The organism is Paenibacillus sp. J2R1T-4 (genome assembly GCF_059692235.1).
Genome location: NZ_JCAUBA010000020.1, coordinates 1 through 18,721 on the forward strand (window position 1 = coordinate 1; position 18,721 = coordinate 18,721).

Genomic DNA, 18,721 nt, shown 5'->3' on the forward strand with positions numbered 1-18,721 from the left:
TGGCCCTCTAAATATCTCAATACGGCCCTTAGTTTTATTTCCAAAGTATACTTGGACATAAAAACTGCACCTCCAATTGTTAGATGTGTCTAACAATTGGGGTGCAGCTCATAAATAATTCGGACGGTCTTTCTTGTGGTTGAGCTTGGTTAGGTGTGTGGGAAGGTGGTAGAGCGGTTTTTCCGCTTTGGAGCAGTGCCAGGCTGCGTTTCACATGCTGTAGAGCGGAAAATCCGCTTTGGAGCAATGCCAGGCTGCGTTTCGTGTGCTGTAGAGCGGATTTTCCGCTTTAGAAGCGATACCAAGCTGCATTTCGCGTGCTCTTGAGCGGATTTTCCGCTCCATCTTCCTGCCCTTTTCAATCTAACTGGGTCAATGCTTCCAACCTCTGCATGACGGCATATTCATCTGGATAAATCATCATGTATTCCGTCAGACCCACCATGCGAAACAGCTTCTGGTAATGACCCGTTAACCCGTAAGCAAAAGTCTGATAGTTACCTTTGACCCCTGCCCGCACGATGCGAATTAAGATGGCAATTCCAGCGCTGTTGATATAAGGCACTTGTGTAAAATCCATAACAAGGAAGCCCTTCGGAGACCCCATTCCTTGCTCCCATGGTTTATAATGCAGCAGTGCTTCCTCGGCCTGTTTGGTCAAATCGCCGCTCAGGGTCAAAGCAAGTCCCTGAGTGATCGCCTTGCCTTCTACTCGGAATTTCGTATCCATGCACAGTCACTTCCTTAATTAAGAAAATCGGCAAAACTGCATTTCTATATAAAATTTTCCGTCACTGTCATCTCTCCCGAAACGGACAGAATGGGCAAATGTAGAGATAAATAGCATCCCCCAGCCTCGTGAGGTGCGCTCTGCTTGTAGTTCCCGATCGGATCCTTGGGGACCGGAATAATCAAATCCTTTGCCTTCGTCATACACACAGAAAATATATTTATCTTCGAAGACGTTCATCGTTACCCTTACGGGCAGCTGCTTCTCCTGCTTATTGCCATGTTCAATAGCATTCAGACAGGACTCAGAAACAGTCGTAAGGATGTCTTCCTTCTGCTCAGACCCCGAGTCGAATCGCTCGATGATCTCGGCGACATCTTCCATGACAATTTTTTCTTGTCCGAATTCACTGCTCACAATCCATTGCTTTGCAAATAAAGGCTCTTCGTTCACGTTCTTCATCACCTTCTTCTTCGATCAAGCATGAAGGATGGTCTCCTAGATCCATATTATACCGTTGGTTACTTACAAGAACCTTACAAGCCTTGCTACTCCCGCTTAATCACGACTAATGTACAATCATCCGCATGCATCTGATCTACTGACTGTTGCAAGGAATCGAATAAATCCGCGACAAGACGCTGCACCCCACCATCTGCAGGCAGACTGGCCAGCACACTCTCCAACTGCTCAAAGCCGCCGTTCTCTCTCGAAGGATTCATGCTTTTAACGATACCATCTGTATATAAGATCAAATACTCACCTTTAGCCATGACAAACCGGATTTCCGAATAGTGCTGGTCTGGATCGATCCCTAATGGAAAAGAAGACATGCTATGCTGTTCGACTTTTGAACCCCTTACGGAATAGGGTGAGACATGCCCCGCACTTGCGTATTCCACCCTCCCTGTCTGAACCTCACATATAGCCAGTCCTAGCGTAATCATCATATCGCCCTGGAGGGTTTCTGCAAGCATATGGTTAAGCCTGCCAAGCACTTCTCCCGCTGATCCGCCTTGCCGAATTTCCGTACGGAATACTACCATAACGGCCGACATGACAAGCGCAGCTTGTATTCCCTTGCCTGAGACATCACCTACTATAACGGCGAGCCGTTGTTCGTCGAGCTGCACAATATCGTACAAATCCCCTCCTACCTCTTTGATCTGCTCACAAATCGCGCATATTCGGTATTCCCCCACCGCGTGGTAGCCTCCAGGAAGCATTTGCTGCTGCACCATATAGGCCAGTTCGAGCTCTTTATCCAGCTCATCATATTCTTTGGAGATTTGATCCTGCAATTCATTAAAGGCATCTGCCAGCTGCCCCATCTCGTCAGGGTGGTATATCGCGATTTGACTGTGAAGTTTATTCCGATCTCCTGTTGTTAGAGAACCAATCCCCTCGACCATCGTTCTAAGCTCTTTGCGTAGCTGTATGACCATCACCGTGAATAACAAGGTTGCGAATAAAAAATATAACCCAGTCATCCAGAACAAGACAGGAAGCTCAATCGGCTCATTATACAGGAGGTTGTCATTTAGATACAGCAGCAAATTAAGAATCACGATGATAAAGCAGCTGATAAAATAAATAAGAATCGGTTTCACGAGGCTTTCTTTTTTCAGATCACCAATCCGCAAAATATGTAATTGATTGATATAGGGACGCAGACTGCTGCGGGTCATCGTGTAAAGCAGAATGGAGATTGTAAGCGCAAGCGCTTGTTCGCTAAGCGTTGTATTAATGAGGCCCAGGAGGAGGGCCTTGTCCGCCTCGCCCGGAGAAATCCCATAATAGATGTGATCAGCCGTATGGAACAGGATCGAAAAAATAATCGACAGGATCGTAACACCCCAGAATAACTCTGCCGGAAAACGAAGCATACGGGCCATGATGATTTCTTTCCCACTACCAGGAATATTTCCCCCAATATATCGCATAACCGGGCGAAGTCGCCAATACGTTATCACTTGCAGCAGCAGGATGAATAACGGAATTCCTATGAGGAGTGCTTTTAGATTAAATTCCCAAAGCTCCGAGAGCGCACTTCCATTTACATATAAATTTTTAAGCGTAATCATACACCCGCCAAATACCAGAGCAAGCACATACATGAAAGACAATCTCAGCATCAGCGGGAAGGCTGTTGGTTTACCGGTCTGCATGATCTGCGCCCCCTTTAATTCCTAAGAATCCTACCTTATCGGTATTGAAGCAAAACGATAGTGCGGTCATCCTCGTAACGGGAACCCTCTATCTTAGGTAGCCGGGCGATCAACCGGTCAACTTGATGTTTCGGTTCCAGATCGGGAGAGAGCTCAAGCATCATGTGCTCCAGGAATTCAAAACCGACCATCTCCCCTTCTTCATCCATGGACTCTATTGTCCCATCTGTATACATCAGAAAACGATCCCTGCCACGAAGTATTATCTCTTGCTCCTTAAATTCCTCGTCCTCGTGGAAACCGAGCGGAAGCGATGGAAGGATGATTTGATCCATTCGATCCTCACTTATATGATAAGGTCCGACATGCCCGCCGCTCGCATAGACAACGGACCCCTTCCGACAGTCGCAAATGGCCAGCCCCAGCGTTACATAATGCTCACCGCGCAACGTTTCGACTAGCCGCCGATTGAGTCGGACCATTAACTCACGTGCACCCCCGCCTCGGCGCACTTCCGTTCGGAACAGCATCATCACGGAGGACATAATCAGTGCCGCTTGCATGCCTTTTCCTGATACATCTCCAACAATAACGGCGAATCTGTCATCGGGAAGCATGACGACATCGTATAAATCACCTCCTACTTCTCTAGCAGCTTTACTGTAACAAGCCATTCGGAAACGACCGATCTCATGCAGAGGAGAAGGCAGCAGCTTTTGTTGAACATCATACGCAAGCCTCCTCTCCCGTTCGAGTTCCGCATACTCCCCGGAGATACGCTCCTGCAAGCAATTGAAAGCTGCCGTTAGCTGCCCCGTCTCATCGAGCGAGATAATCGGGATTTGCTGATGCAGCCCGGACCCTTGTCCTACCGCCAAAGAACGAATTCCAGCCGCGATCAAGTTCAGCTCATCACGGAAATCCGAGGTATAGCTGCGAAATATGACTACTGCGAAGCTGATCGAGATAACCGCCACACAGGTGACAAGAATAATATTCACTTCACTATGCCGATCCATGGAATTGATGGAGCTCCACAACACCACAAGAACCGCAGCTAACAGGAAGCTGACAAAGGTCCCCAGCCACACATTGAAAAAAGTCGTTTCCTTTAGTCCTGTAAAGCTGGTCTTAGCCGCGCGCATCAAATAAGGACGAAGAATTCTCCTTGCCGTCCCGAACATCATCATTGCAAGAGTCAGCCCTAGCGCCTGTTCAACGAGGATGTGCTGAACGACATAAATATCAAAGGAGCGAAGGTGCAAAACGGCAAGCTCCATCGTATGGTAGACCACAGTGGATAAGGTGCTGCAGCCCCACACTGCAACAAACAGCTCCGCCGGGAATCGCAGCAGTCTTTGCAAAAGAAGGGTCTCGGATATGGGGCTTGATCGATCATTCAGAAAATATAAATCGGCTGAATGGAGCCTGCTGAATGTATAGCTTTGCAGAGCAAAGAAGAATAAGGTTACCGTGACCAGAATGAAATAAAAATCCAGCTTGAAGATATGTGACCAAGTCGATCCGTCCACAAATACGTTGTAACAATTGAGACCAATGACTGAAAAAAAAGCAACACCGGCATAAAACTGAGAAAACGGACGCAATAAGTCGGATCGCCAACTTTTCATGATGACATCATCCTAGTCATCAGTTGAACCGATTCGGCCATTGGTGCGGTTCCCAGCTCTTCCCTGCACATCTGCTCCAGCTTCCTGTATAGCTGCTTAGCTTCTGTTTGTTTGCCCATAACTAATAGAGCACGCATAAGCTCCTGGTACGCTTGCTCGTCAATGGGGCAGAGCCTCAGCCATTCTCTATAGTAGTCTTCTGCTTTTCCATATTCCGATTGATCCATCGCATCATGACCCAGCCTGCATAATAGGGCAGCTTGCTTCTCCTCAAGATGAAGACGAAAACGATCGACCCAGTCCAAATACCGCATCTCTGGTATCAGCTCACCATACATTTGATAAGCCTCCTCATAGAACTCAACGGATAACTTCCGGTCATGAGCCGATAGCTGGTTGCCAACACGAATTAAGGTTAAATATCGCTCTACGTCCACATATTCAATCCAGCCGTCTCTTAGCCGTATTACACCATCTTTGATAATGAGCGCGTCCGTTACCCCGAAGTATTCCTTCAACGTCTGCTTCAATTGATGAAGAGTAACATACAGTTGATTGGCCACTTTATCTCGTTCCACACTCTCGAATAAAGCCTCCGTCACCTGTTCCTTCACAGCAGAATAGTGAGGCTGAAGCAGTAAATAAAGGAGCAGCTCTTGAGCTTTTTTGCGTTTCCAGTGAATCTCTCCGATCTCCTTATTACCAGACACAAAGCGCATCTTGCCGAAGCAGTGAATAATGAGCGGGAACATGAAGGCAGGGTCAGGCGGAGGAGATACGATTCGCGCCTTGTCTTCCATTGACTGCATCTGTTGACGCAGCCCAATTTCCATATTCTTAACCTCGATCATCCGATCATTTGACGGCACGAGCTTGCATAAAGCTGCGGCTTTTTGCAAGTATTGATCCGCTTCCTGGGTATGACCTTTTATGAGCTTGTATTCGAACTGGATACATAACACGTTATATTGATGCACGAGATCGGCTTCATCCTTGAGACAATACCGAATGACAGGATCTAACCGGGTTTCATCCGCTTTATGATATTGATACAACTCCGCTCTTACGGAGAGCAACTGCAACCCCACCGTTTGCTGGTAGCTCAGTTGCTCTGTCTTAAGCACCGATACTAGTTTTTCGACACTTTTCCACTGCTTGAGATCAAAGCATCGGACAATCTCTGAAGCATGAACAATGGAGCTGCATGCAGCATTCAGCCTGGCTTTTTGCTGGATAACGAGCAGCGTTTCTTCCCATTCCGCAGCTGTGAATCGATGGCCGCAGCGCAGCAGCATATCAAGCAATACAGCACACCCGCTTCGGGAATCTTGCTCCCTGAAGAATGTTTCCGCTGCCGAACGATAATAAGTCAGATCCCGGTCGGTTTCGTCAAGTAAGAAAGCACCTTGCGCGAGCGCATATGGAACTTGTCCGGTAACGACAACCTCGCCTCGGGTCCATTCCTCGCTGAGAAACTGAATAATCGTTGCTGCTTCCTGCAGTTCACCGGTTCTAAGATGGACACAGGCCAGGCCTGCAAGTGCGGATAAAAGCTGCTGCTGAAACGTCTGTGAGGCGAAGCCTTTGATTGCTTGTTCGTAATACAGCTTGGCCTTAGTCAGATAGCCTTGATGGACATTTAAGTCCCCGCATGCTTTGAGCAGCAGGGGGGATATTCCCATATACATGTCCGGAATGTCTTGTAAAACCGATGCAGCTAGCACATTTCCACTGAGAAGGATACGTTCCAAGCGGATCACCTCCGCTGCCCAAAAGTGCTTCTGACTGTCATAATCCGAGTGGCCGGCCATAGTCCATACACCATCCATGCAGCATTTTACTTGATCATTTCTACATTATTCTGCGGAACCAATAAAATCCCTTCTCGCCGCAAAGGGGAAAAGGGATTATTGTTATTCCTTGTATGATTTAGTTAAGCTTTGTATTATTCCTCAAGCGGAATAGCCCAGTTGCCTTTACGAAATACCGGCTCGATCGTACCGTCCTGAAGCTCGCCGTCAATGTCGAGCTGATCGGTGCCGACCATGAAATCAACATGGACCAGGCTCACATTGGCCCCTTTGGCAATCAGCTCTTCCTTGCTCATTCGGGTCCCGTTCTCGATGTTGACGGGGTAGGCACTGCCGAGTGCCAAATGACAAGACGCGTTCTCGTCAATCCCCGTGTTATAGAAGGTCCGCCGCAAATTGGAGATAGGCGAATCGTGCGGGACCAATGCGAGCTCTCCCAGGAATCGGGCCCCTTCATCTGTATCGAGCAGCTGCGCGAGATGCTCCTCTCCCTTCTCAGCCTTGTAGCCTGTTACAATCCCATCCTGGAAAGTGAGGCTGAAGTGTTCCACCAGTCGGCCGTTCAGGTTGAGCGGCATCGTGCTCTTCACTGTACCATTCACCCCGTCGCGCTTCGGCATCGTATAGACTTCCTCCGTAGGCATGTTCGCTACGAAATAGATGCCGGAGCCGTTCTCTTTCCCTCCGCCAAGCCAAATATGACCTTCAGGCAGCTCTACGCTCAGATCCGTGCCTGGAGCACGGTAATGCAGCCTTCGATACCGCTTGCGATTCAACACCTTCCGCTTCTCAAGCAGAACATCCAGATGCTCCCTCCATGCCGCCACCGGATCATCACGGTCTACTCGGTTCATCCTGAAGATTGCCTCCCACATGGCTTCTATTCGATCTTCCTCGGGCAATTCTGCGAATACTTTTGCCGCCCATGCACGGGTAGGGGCTTTCACCAAACACCAGCTGAATGTACTGTTCCGCACATAAGTAGAGAACTTTTGGCGGGATACAGCCGCCGTCTTGGTAGCCGCCGACACCTTCCAGCTATCGATCCCATTGAAGAGCTCAGGGTCCGGCACTTTTATATTCAAGAGTGCACCTCCCGCTTCTGCAAGCTGTTCCATCATCTGAACCGTCCATTGTGGGTAATAGGTAAACGACTCATCCGGGGCATACTCGAACCGAGTGCGTGTTATTTGTTCGTCATCCCAGTTAACCTGCACATACTTCGCACCTATCAGGTAAGCTTGCTTAACGATCATTCGAGTTAATTCAGCCGTTTCGAGCGGCGATTCAATCATCAATACTTGGCCGGGCTGAACATTTAAGCCGACACGAACAACGAGCTCCGCATATTTTTCCAAATTCCTTTCAAAAGCGTCCATTGTGTACCCTCCCGTTATGTAGTTTGATCCTCTATTTTAATTTTGTGTATAATGAAAAACAAGTTGTTGTATTTTGCAACAGTACTATTATAAAAGAGGCGGCCAGACCAGATGACAATCAAAGTACTAGCTATAGCCCCTTACCCGGGATTAAAGGGTTTATTAGAGGATCTTTCCAGCAGCGACTCGCGGATTCAGATGGACATTGAGGTTGCTGATCTTCACAACGCGATTCCGATCGTCATGGGAGCCAAGAGTCGGTCTTATGACATCATCCTCAGCCGAGGGGGAACCTCAACGATAATTAGAAGCCATGTCTCTACTCCAGTCGTGGATATTCCTGTCTCTGGTTACGATATATTACGGGTCCTTACTTTAGTGAAAAACTCCCATAGCAAGGTAGCTATTATCGGGTTCCCCAACATATGCCGAGGGGCAGCAGCTGTTTTGAGCCTACTTGATTTCGAGATTCCTATTTATCGGATCGAACAAGCAACAGATGTCCAGGACGCCTTGAGAGAAGCATTCGAACACGGGGTGACCATTGTCTTAGGAGATGTCGTTACCGTAAATACAGCAGAAGAGATGGGCTACAACGGAATCCTTATTACATCTGGCCGGGAATCCATACTGGAAGCTCTGTCTGAGGTTACACGGATCTATGACGTTATAGCAAAAGCCCGGGAGAACGAACGTTTCTTTGAGCACATACTTGAGCATCATCGGTCAGGTGTGCTAGCAGTTGACAGCAACGGAATCATTCTATATGCCAATCATGCCTCTTCTCTATTATTAGGCTACGAGCACACTGTCATGCGTGGAATGAATCTTAAAGGCATTGATCCTGTATGGGAGCGATATCTCGAGGAGGCGGCCAATAGCCCTGTTGTCTCAGCGAATAAACAAAACAAATGGTTCCACAAACGCCAAATCCATATAGAAATCGTTGTTCCTTCCAATGTTAAGGAGCACCATTTCCTAATCTATTTGAATCCTTTAGAGGATAGCGGGATAAGGCCAGGGTTCGGCACCTATGAAATCAATGAACGCATCGGCACATTTGCCCAAATCATGGGCTCCAGCTTTGTTATTGAGCAAACGATCAAGCGAGCCAAAGCATTGGCGAAAACAGACAAGCCCATCTGGATCGTTGGGGAATCAGGCACAGGCAAGCACCTGTTTGCCCAAGCCATTCATTCTGCAAGCGACCGGAATCATGCTTCTTTATACATTCTGCCATGCAACCTCCTAACTGATATTGAACAAGAATCCATCTTGTTCGGTACGGATACCGAGCCCGGGCTCTTGTATATAGATACAGTCGGGACGATATGCCTCCAGCAGATCCAGCATGTTGGTCTGCAACTGCAGCGTAAGCTAGGTGCTGCCCTTCAAGCCGGAAACGATGCGCGTCTTATAGTAACCTCTGTCCTTCCAATCAAAACTCTGTTGAAAAAAGATGAGGTTGACCCTGACTTTGCCCACTATTTCCTTGATACAATCTTGCAAGTTCCTCCTCTCCGTGAACGCGTAGAAGATATAGGCGAGATCATTCGAGGATTAATCGCCAGGTTCAATTCCCGTCACGGCAAACAAATTGTTGGCATTCGTCAAGAAGTATTAGAAGACGATCTTATGCAGAAGCTATGGCCAGGTAATATCAACCAATTGGAAATCGTAATTGAAAGTATGCTAGCCCGTACAAATGGTCACTATATAGGTATAAAAGAAGCAACAGAAGGATGGAACCAAGTGAGAGAAAACTTACAGATGGAGGGAGTAAGCCATACCGCTCTCTTGAATTTGTCAGGTACTTGGGATGAAATCGAAAAAAGGGTTTTATGGGAAATCCTTCAAAAAGAAGATATGAATCAATCCAAGGCAGCCAAAAGATTAGGGATTAATCGATCCACACTTTGGCGAAAACTTAAAAATATGTTGCAAAATTAAACACTCACCATATTGTAGTCCTATTAATGTACCCTTATAATTAGCTTCGAGCGGTTTTCAATCCACTGTGTGTTGCATTATCTATCACATTATTTGAAAATAGCACAAATTACATCTAGGAGGTTCGCAGCATGAGAATAAAAGCAACAATTGAACGAATCCCCGGCGGCATGATGATCGTGCCTTTGCTATTAGGGGCTATTATAACAACCCTATTTCCGACAATGGCCAAAACCTTTGGCTCATTTACAGGAGCTCTAATGACAGGATCCTTGCCGATCTTGGCCGTATTCTATGTATGTATGGGTGCTACGATTAATTTCAAAGCGACTCCCTATATTCTGAAAAAAGGCGGCACCTTGCTCGCAACTAAGATATTGACTGCAATGGCAGTCGGTTTCATAGCCGCCCAATTCCTTGGAGACGGCATGATAAGCAGTGGATTTTTTGCAGGAATCTCGGTTCTTGCTATTGTTGCCGCTATGAATGATACCAACGGCGGATTGTACATGGCTTTGATGGGCCAGTTCGGTAAAAAAGAAGATGTAGGCGCCTACTCTGTGATGAGCTTGGAATCCGGGCCATTCTTTACAATGATCACTTTGGGCGTAGCAGGACTTGCAGCCTTCCCATGGCAAACATTTGTAGGAGCGATACTGCCTCTAATCGTGGGGATGATATTGGGTAACTTGGATAAGAATATGCGTGAATTTCTTGGAAAAGCTGTACCGGTTCTGGTTCCATTCTTCGCTTTCGCACTTGGTGCGGGCCTGAATCTGCAGACGGTCTGGAAGGCCGGATTCTTAGGCATATTGCTTGGGGTGTCTGTTGTTCTGGTTACAGGGATAACATTACTGTTCACAGATCGGTTAATCGGTGGAAACGGGATTGCCGGCTTATCGGCCGCTTCAACAGCAGGTAACGCAGCTGGTGTGCCTGCAGCCGTCGCAGCTGCCAATGCAGCCTATGCTCCTCTAGTCCCTTCCGCAACAGCACTAGTTGCTTCTTGCGTCATCGTGACCGCTATCCTGGTACCGATTGTAACAGCTTGGTATGCCAAGCGAATTGGTGTTAAAAGTCAAATCGTATAATAAATCGACGCTATCTGAACCGTCCCGGAATTAGACCTCCGGGACTTTCGTACGCACATTAATCATACAAGACAGATGATTGGCAAGGAGGAAGCTTATCATGAGACACATGGCTATTATCGCAGATGATTTAACTGGAGCTTCTGATTCAGGAGTCCAATTTGCAAGAAAAGGGTTGGATACCCAAGTTGTATTTGATTTAAAGCATTTCTCTACAGACATTCAGGACATCCACACCGTGGTTTTGGATACGGATAGCCGTTCTGTTCCATCGCAAACTGCTTTTGAGAAAGCACTGCAAGCTGCGATCGTCGTCCATAAGGCTGGTTTTAAGCATGTATACAAAAAAATGGATTCCACCCTGCGCGGGAATTTGGGTTCAGAATTAGATGCAGTCCTGGATACGATTCAGGTGGATTTTGCAGTCGTGGCACCCGCTTTTCCCAAGATAGGAAGAACTACATCCAATGGGGTTCATTATTTGAATGGGGTTCCAATTGATCAAACGGAAATTGCCCGCGATCCCAAGAGTCCTGTTAAAGAATCAGACCTGGTAAAGCTTTTCACCTCACAATCGAAACGAAAAGTTGGACTTATTCCATTAGATATTCTTCATGCAGGCAGAGAGCAAGTTATGGACAAGATTAAAGCTTTGCTTCAAGATCATATGGAGATCATAGTGTTCGACGCGGTTATGGAAGAAGATATGCAGCAAATCGCTGAGATCATTGCGGCTAGCGATTATCGGGTTCTATGGGCGGGATCAGCAGGACTAGCCGATTACCTGCCTGCAGCCTTGTCTTTCCCAGTCAGCAACAGCAAGCCTCTAGCTCTTCCTGTCTCAAATAAACCTGTGCTCTTAGTGGCCGGAAGTATCTCCAAAGTTACCCGTAATCAGGTTTCTATTTATAATGAAGACCCGCAAGTCAGAGCCGTTGAGCTGGATACGGTCAAGATGATCACCTCTGACGAGGGAAGTATCCAGGAGACGGAGCGCTGCCGGAATGAGCTCTTGGCTGCTATAGCTGCAGGATCGGATGCATCCCTTTATGCCAGCTCTTCTCCAGAGCAGGTTCAATCGTCCAAGGATGCAGGAGCTGTGAGAGGATTCGACCCAACCGAAGTTTCCAATCGAATCGCAAATATACTGGGTGAGATTGCTTCCGGTCTTATCCAACAAGTAGAGCTGCAAGGTGTGATCCTTACTGGCGGTGACACAGCGAAGGCTGTGTGCAGACATCTGGGTGTATCCGGCATTCAACTCATCAAAGAGATCGAACCTGGGATTCCGCTAGGCAAGCTGGTGGGGAACACTTCATTGTGGGTAGTCACCAAAGCCGGCGCTTTCGGTAATGATAATAGTTTGTCGCATGCCAAACAAGCTTTGAAGGGAGATCAATCGAATGACTAGACCCGTGATCGGTATAACAATGGGAGACGCTGCTGGTGTTGGCCCGGAAATCATTATGAAATCTTTACAAGATAGCCGAGTGTATGAGTCATGCAAGCCATTTGTAATTGGGGATTCCAAAATATTAGAGAGAGCTGATGGCTTCGTCCATACAGGACTTCAAGTCCGCACCATTCAATCTGTCTCGGAGGCTGTGTTTCAACATGGCACTGTAGACTGTCTGGATCTCAATCTACTTCCTGCCGATCTTCCCATTGGACAAGTGTCCGCTGAAGCTGGACATGCATCCTTTAGCTTTTTGAAAAAGGCGATTGAGCTTGCTAATGCTGGTGAAATTGATGCGATCTGTACAGCTCCTTTAAACAAAGAAGCTCTTCACAAAGGCGGCCATCTATACCCGGGCCATACGGAAATTCTGGCAGATTTAACGAACACGCAGGATTTCTCCATGATGCTTTCTGCGCCAAAGCTTAAAGTGATCCATGTGACGACTCATGTGGGGATTCTGGACGCCGTCAAGATGATCAATCCAGAACGAGTTTACAAAGTGATTCGCATGGCGCATGAAACCCTGCAAAAGGCGGGTTATGCCTCTCCCAAGATTGCTGTCTGCGGAATTAATCCGCATGCGGGAGAAAACGGACTTTTTGGCTACGGCGAAGAAGAGGAAAAAATCATTCCAGGCGTCAAACGCGCTCAAGATGAAGGGATTCAAGTTGTTGGTCCGCTCCCTGCCGATACCCTGTTCTTCCGTGCAACACGCGGTGATTTCGACATCATTGTGGCGATGTATCATGACCAAGGACACGGTCCCATTAAAGTTCTTGGACTAGAAGCCGGAGTTAATATAACGATTGGTCTGCCAATCATTCGGACCAGTGTAGATCATGGCACTGCATTCGACATAGCAGGTAAAGGAATCGCGGACGAGCAGAGCCTGAAGGAAGCGCTTCGTCAAGCCATTGAATTGGCTCCCAAGCGCGCTGAATAATTACTCCTATTCAGCATTACCAAGACTCCACTTAGTATTACTATGTAATATCTAATATAACAAAGGGATGCCGAGTATTACTAAGTAATACTCGGCATCCCTTTGTGTTATCCCTTGCTGCGTAAGGCTTCTAGGTCCATGACTCTATGTCTTCATCGTCTATATCGTCCTCAACTGGTTTTACCGCTTCCTTTTTCTCAGCCGTCTCTGCCCTTCCATCACCCTCAGAGCTGGCACTCACAGGTGAACTGCTCGTGCTGTCATCTGGAGTTGATTGTATGGATGCAATAGAGAAAGATCGTTCAGCCGGAACGTAAGCTTGCAGATTGCGCACTCCATTTTGGCTCAGCTCATTCTCAATCAGGTATCGAATCGAGTCCATCAAGTTTGTTTGAGCATTGATCCATTCCATAATGGATGAGTCTTCCGTTTTTTTAGTTTTGAGACTAATGTTCTCTCCAGGCTGTTTTGTTTTCTTCATTTCCAATCACCTTTTAAAGTGCCATATTTCCGTTATACGGGTTGTGCAGCCTTCCCTTTGAGTGCCTCATAGATCTTGCCCCTCACAAAGGCATCTAGTCCCATCGCATTCATCTGCACCGCATATTGCGCAGGAATGTATAAGAGCTTGATCTCCCTCTCCACGCATAGCTCATTAAGTAGCGGATACAGGGCCGAGCGCATTAGAACACTTCCCCCGCCGTAAACGCAGATGACATCGATCTCATTCCTCGACTTGGTTAACTGTCTTTTGACGTTTTGGATAATTTGTCTGACTTGGCTTTCAAGCGGTCTTTTCAGTGCTTTGATCGCACGGGCATGGTACTTGTGCTTGGTGTTCTTGATTACATCACTGAAGAACTGACGCGGGCTGTCCGGCAAATGAAGCAATCTATTGAAATCATCCAGTGACTCCTCAATCGCATAGCCTGCGCCATGATGACTACCATGCACGAATTGGCGCAGAAACTTATTGCCTTCTGTTATCGGGTATTCCGTCGATCCATCTCCAATATCCACATGAAGAATACGCTTATCCTTGAAGTAGCTCCCGTTAAAATTTTTGCTCAGATCATAGGTTTCCACGAACTCCTGGAAGATGTCCCCATCTCTCCAGTTGCCTTCCATATCCTTTTGAAGAGCGAAAATAACAGGTGTGGCTTCCGGAACTACCTTGGCGAACACGAACACGATCTTGACGGCAACACGTTGGATCCCAAGGTGAACGGTCACATGATGAGAACCGGACATGAATCGTTTCTCGAACTTCGCCGATGTCTCATCCGTATGCTGCGTGACCGGCAGTGCCGTAACCATATCCACTTCGACTTCAATATGTTCCGGAATCTTGTTCTCCTCTTCATTCGCCTTCTGCACGGCCGCCGCTGCGATCTGCGCTAGAGTATTGATTAGAGGCAGATCCATGTCGCATTTCATATCAATTCCGATCTGCAGGCTATCCAGGATCTCTCCGCTTTCAAGCGCGAACTTCCCGATATAATACATCCCCGGGCGTGCTGATGGCGAATCAATCGTAACAACAAGCTGATCCTGCAAGTTCTTAATAAAGCTCTCCGGGGCCTGTTCCTCGCTCCAAGGGAGCTCGTCCACCGTGCAATTCACATTTGGCTGTGCTATATGTTTACCGTCGATGATCATATCATGCTCACTGTTCCCGTTATCATTGCCTACAAAGAAATGGTACTTCATATTCATACCTCCCATATGTGATGTTATTCGGTGTTACCTTGTCCTGCTTGGCGTTTCTAATGGCACACTACAGGGCTAGTCTGACAAACGTGAAAAAGACATCCCTAAATCGAATGCCTCACTGACCAAGCTATTCGGTTTTGTTGACTCCTTGTCATATGTAAGCAATCTCTTAGCCTCCCATGACAGTCTATTATAAGATTCGAGTAACCTCCCCTGTTTATGGGTCAATAGTATAAAATAATACCTGGTAATTAATGGTTAATACACAAAAAACACTTTAATGAAAACACAAAAAGAGCCGCCAGCATGTATGTACATGACGGCAGCTCTTCCTTGTTGGATGAATTAGAACGGTTTGAATACCATGAGTATAATCAAGACGAATGCCATTAAGTGCACGAATCCTTCAAGCTTTGCAGATTGCTTGCTGATAACCTTATAAGCTACAGGAAGCTCTTCGCCTTTAACTTTGTCCAGAATCTCCTGCTGCTGCTTCATGTACTTGGGCAGAAATCCTACTACTATTACCTGGACAACCAGGTAGATAACGATTGATGCAATGAACCAGCCTGTGGTGAACAAGGAAGTGTGCATGATTCCCATCACGAGACCAGTTACCAGTAAGAGAATACTCCCTACCTTAGGCAGAATCTCTAGTCTCTTCAGAAGAGACAGTACGAACTTGGCTTGGCTGACCGTACCAGCGCTCTTCGCGATGATCGGAAACCCGAATGCCGCCCCCAAACCCATAATGGCAGCAACGATGTGAAGCGTTAACACGTAGATATACAAGATGGTTCCCCCCAATAAAATAACGATACATTTAGTATATCGGCATGGAGTGTTAAGAAATTCCGTACTTCTACGCATTTTTTAAAATATTTTTTTCATTCCGAGCTACACATCATATTCCAATTGCTTTCGAGCCTGCACAATGAAATCAAGCGGCGTTGCAATCTTCTCGGGATCATATTCCATGGCACCCATTCGCAGATTTAATTCGATTTTGTACTTGTCGGCAAATTCTACTTGGTTAAATTCAACTACATTTTGCATGAGCCGGTCGATGACTAAGTTCGCTCCCATCCGGTCCGTGAACAAGAGCATGCCCCATGTGGGATTCTCATTGCTGAGCATATACAGGGAGTCGTTCGTGCGAATGCTCGTCTCGTTCAACTTGGAGAGATCATACATCGCCTCTGTCATCTTCTCTTCACTAATCATGCGTTTTAACTCATCCCAATATTTCACGTTCACCACCATCAGCGTTAAGGGGATCTTATATCGGACGGAGAGCGCCATGAATACGGTGGCATCCTTTTGGAACGATCGACTATTCTTCAAATTCGTGTTCTCGTCCATCGTAGCCAGCGAAGCATTCGTTTTTTCTAACAGATCATTCTTGGTCTGCAGCTGCTTCTGGGCAAGCGTAAGCATCCATGTGACAAAGGTGAACGCCGGGGTCATGACTAACCAAAAGTAATTCTGGGTTCCGATGACATCTCCCGCCACAACGGTCTGGTACAGGGTAAACGTCCCGTAACCGAATATAAACAAGATATTCATGATCAACCCTGTGGTAACCGTCGTAAAGTACGTTACAATGGCAATCAAGAAGGCCACATTCAAGAGGATGATGTTCTGAATATAGCGATCAGGATCGCCCGTCATGAACAAAATGGTGATAAAGCAAATGACGAATAACAATAAGAAGCCGCCATCCGACAGCAAGCTGCTTTGATTCCGTTTCATCGCACATTCCCTCGATTCTTCCTATACTTGCGGATCAACAAGATCAACGATACAAGCACGAGAACCAGCACTAATACGATGGCAATCATAAATCCTAATACGTCCTCACGCTGTACGATGTCGCTAATTATATTCGATTGTGCTGGATCGGCCTGTTTCTTGAAACGGAACGCATGAATATTCCCATCTTTATCCGTTACCGCGCCGTCACCGAATATTTTCCACATTGTGCTTTCACTCGATACCAGCTTGGAAGCCATATAATAATATTCGGACCCGACCCCTGTCACAGCTAATAGAGCGTGTCCTGCTTCATACGGCGAATCAATTAACTGCAGCGTTCCGATTCTTTTCCCATAGTCCAACTCAACACTCATTTTTTCATTGGAACGAATACCGCTGCCGCTCAGATCGTATTGGAAATAGAGCTTGCTGTTATTCTCTCGTATGACTTTATTATTCTGATAAGTCCCGATCGCGATAATTTGTCGGTTCTGCAAGTCCTTGGCTTCAGCACCTGATGCAAAGAACTTAACCTCCCCCATATTCCCTTCGGCATACTTACCCAACAGGTTGAACAGGTTGGAGATTGTCTGGAACGTATAAGGATCACGCTCATCTGGTACTACGACCGCTACCTGATTATAGCTGCCGTCCCGCAAGAACGGATAAGGATAGTTGTTGAACAATAAATCGGTTCTGTCTTTGGTATTCAACTGCAGGATCGAATCTTTGGTTATGAACGCCCATGGCATTTCATTCTGATTCTGTATGCAGCTGACGTTATTCTTCAACTCCAGATCGAAGGCGACCGTAACCGCGAAGTTACCCGTCGTGCTAAGATTCTTGGGAATCGGCATGGTGACGTTGTCTCCGTCTGCCAACACCGAGGTAAGCTTCTTGCTGCCAATCGGAGCATTGTTCACTAGAATGGTTACCATGGAGCGGTCGAAATCGAGATTTTTGGAGTACCGGAAGTCCAGATTAATCTTACTGGCCTCTGCTATCGATCGATTGGCTGGCAGGGGTACGAAATAAGTCTTCTCCCGGTGCATCGACCCGCTTAGCTTGTCACCGGTTTCGGTTAAGGTCACGTTCTTAGTGATGCCGGTAACTGGGGCTGCGATCTCCGTAAGCTCATTCACCAATTTGATGGCCGTCTCCATTTGCCCCATCAGCCCTTGGTTCGCTACTAAACGGCTTGCTCGGATTAATAGCTCGGGACTTTTCGAAGTAACGACCAGGGTCGGCTGCTTGTCTGTGTTCACCAATTGGATGATTGCATTATTGTTCAGATCTTCATTGGCCACAAGACTTTTGAGCTCTGCGGGTAAATTATCGTACAACGCCACAGCCACTACAGCCTTCTTATCCTTCAGGTTGTCCGGACTGTTAGAGACAATCGGGATAATGGTATCCTTCAAGCTATTCGCCTTGGAGAATCCGGATAGCGCGTAGACTGCTGCCTCTAGTTCAGAAGGTGTGCTTCTCAGCGGAACTGCAATCGCATTAAGACCTGCGCTAACCGTATCAAGACCTATGAAATGCTGGTTGAAATCGCTGATGCTCCCCTTCAGAGGAGTATTGCTGTATTGAACCATGACACTGGAGGTGTTATACAGCTGCAGCCAGCTCTCTTGCGTCTGAGGCGGCGGACAGGCCAGATCAGGCTTCGAAGTTGCTTGAATGTTCCCTTCGATGCTTAGCGTATTGACCCCTTTTATGATTAAATCATTGGGAATGGTTACCGACTGACGCTGCTTTGTTTCTTTTGTATTTGGACGGAATGAATGGAAGGTAGTTCCATTGATAACCAGGGTGATGCTGGATTGTTCATTTAGTAACAACGGAGAAGCAGAATAGTCCAAATGAACCTTCACTTCACTTACTTGCCAATACGGTGCGATCTGGAAAAATTGCTGCCTGGACGTCATCAAGCCGGTTAAAGCACTATTCGTATCCGCGAATGGTGTTGCATAAGTCTGTCCAGGCACATCCGCTGCCTCCACTATCACAGTCTGACCAATCAGTGTGAACAAGAGGGACAAGCCGAGCAACCCTATACCTATCGCTCTTTTAATTCTTATCACTATT

The 18,721-nt window shown here is 46.9% G+C and carries 15 protein-coding genes; 4 read left to right on the plus strand and 11 right to left on the minus strand.

Going from position 1 to position 18,721, the window contains the following annotated elements:
* Positions 1–358: 358 nt before the first annotated feature.
* The 6 genes from AC58QD_RS25770 to AC58QD_RS25795 all read right to left on the minus strand — a co-directional run bounded on the left by AC58QD_RS25770 (position 359) and on the right by AC58QD_RS25795 (position 7,719).
* Complete coding sequence (locus tag AC58QD_RS25770) at positions 359–730, minus strand: STAS domain-containing protein (protein ID WP_497337900.1); 372 nt, start codon at positions 728–730, stop codon at positions 359–361.
* 18 nt (positions 731–748) lie between these two features.
* Entirely contained in the window at positions 749–1,192 is a 444-nt protein-coding gene (locus AC58QD_RS25775) for an ATP-binding protein (protein ID WP_497337901.1), read from the minus strand.
* Between the two features lie 86 nt (positions 1,193–1,278).
* A complete protein-coding gene (locus AC58QD_RS25780; RefSeq protein WP_497337902.1) occupies positions 1,279–2,898 on the minus strand; it encodes a PP2C family protein-serine/threonine phosphatase in 1,620 nt (539 codons plus the stop codon).
* Between the two features lie 35 nt (positions 2,899–2,933).
* Positions 2,934–4,529 (minus strand): PP2C family protein-serine/threonine phosphatase, encoded by a 1,596-nt coding sequence (locus AC58QD_RS25785; protein ID WP_497337903.1) that lies wholly within the window; start codon positions 4,527–4,529, stop codon positions 2,934–2,936.
* Entirely contained in the window at positions 4,526–6,340 is a 1,815-nt protein-coding gene (locus AC58QD_RS25790) for a BTAD domain-containing putative transcriptional regulator (RefSeq protein WP_497337904.1), read from the minus strand. The genes AC58QD_RS25785 and AC58QD_RS25790 overlap by 4 nt, the downstream gene beginning before the upstream one ends.
* Positions 6,341–6,474: 134 nt before the next feature.
* The gene (locus AC58QD_RS25795) at positions 6,475–7,719 is read right to left on the minus strand and encodes an aminopeptidase (protein WP_497337905.1); all 1,245 of its coding nucleotides are present in this window, start codon (positions 7,717–7,719) and stop codon (positions 6,475–6,477) included.
* Between the two features lie 111 nt (positions 7,720–7,830).
* On the opposite strand from AC58QD_RS25795, the gene AC58QD_RS25800 reads away from it, so the two are divergent.
* The 4 genes from AC58QD_RS25800 to pdxA all read left to right on the plus strand — a co-directional run bounded on the left by AC58QD_RS25800 (position 7,831) and on the right by pdxA (position 13,162).
* Positions 7,831–9,669, plus strand: a complete 1,839-nt coding sequence (locus AC58QD_RS25800; protein ID WP_497337907.1) for a sigma-54-dependent Fis family transcriptional regulator — start codon at positions 7,831–7,833, stop codon at positions 9,667–9,669.
* A gap of 131 nt (positions 9,670–9,800) precedes the next feature.
* Complete coding sequence (locus tag AC58QD_RS25805; RefSeq protein WP_497337908.1) at positions 9,801–10,760, plus strand: 2-keto-3-deoxygluconate permease; 960 nt, start codon at positions 9,801–9,803, stop codon at positions 10,758–10,760.
* Between the two features lie 100 nt (positions 10,761–10,860).
* Positions 10,861–12,171: a four-carbon acid sugar kinase family protein gene (locus AC58QD_RS25810; protein WP_497337909.1), complete on the plus strand. Its 1,311-nt coding sequence runs from the start codon at positions 10,861–10,863 to the stop codon at positions 12,169–12,171.
* Entirely contained in the window at positions 12,164–13,162 is a 999-nt protein-coding gene (gene pdxA, locus AC58QD_RS25815; protein WP_497337910.1) for a 4-hydroxythreonine-4-phosphate dehydrogenase PdxA, read from the plus strand. The genes AC58QD_RS25810 and pdxA overlap by 8 nt, the downstream gene beginning before the upstream one ends.
* A 130-nt stretch (positions 13,163–13,292) precedes the next feature.
* On the opposite strand, the gene AC58QD_RS25820 is transcribed toward pdxA, so the two are convergent.
* From AC58QD_RS25820 to AC58QD_RS25840, 5 genes are all read right to left on the minus strand, one after another.
* Positions 13,293–13,643 carry a hypothetical protein gene (locus AC58QD_RS25820; protein WP_497337911.1) on the minus strand — a complete coding sequence of 117 codons (351 nt, stop codon included), beginning with the start codon at positions 13,641–13,643 and terminating at the stop codon, positions 13,293–13,295.
* A gap of 32 nt (positions 13,644–13,675) precedes the next feature.
* A complete protein-coding gene (locus tag AC58QD_RS25825; protein ID WP_497337912.1) occupies positions 13,676–14,872 on the minus strand; it encodes a ParM/StbA family protein in 1,197 nt (398 codons plus the stop codon).
* Positions 14,873–15,220: 348 nt separating this feature from the next.
* Positions 15,221–15,667 carry a DUF2269 family protein gene (locus AC58QD_RS25830; RefSeq protein ID WP_497337913.1) on the minus strand — a complete coding sequence of 149 codons (447 nt, stop codon included), beginning with the start codon at positions 15,665–15,667 and terminating at the stop codon, positions 15,221–15,223.
* 105 nt (positions 15,668–15,772) lie between these two features.
* Complete coding sequence (locus AC58QD_RS25835; protein WP_497337914.1) at positions 15,773–16,627, minus strand: diguanylate cyclase domain-containing protein; 855 nt, start codon at positions 16,625–16,627, stop codon at positions 15,773–15,775.
* Positions 16,624–18,717, minus strand: coding sequence for a cellulose biosynthesis cyclic di-GMP-binding regulatory protein BcsB (locus tag AC58QD_RS25840; RefSeq protein ID WP_497337915.1), 2,094 nt, complete (start codon positions 18,715–18,717; stop codon positions 16,624–16,626). The genes AC58QD_RS25835 and AC58QD_RS25840 overlap by 4 nt, the downstream gene beginning before the upstream one ends.
* Positions 18,718–18,721: the final 4 nt, after the last annotated feature.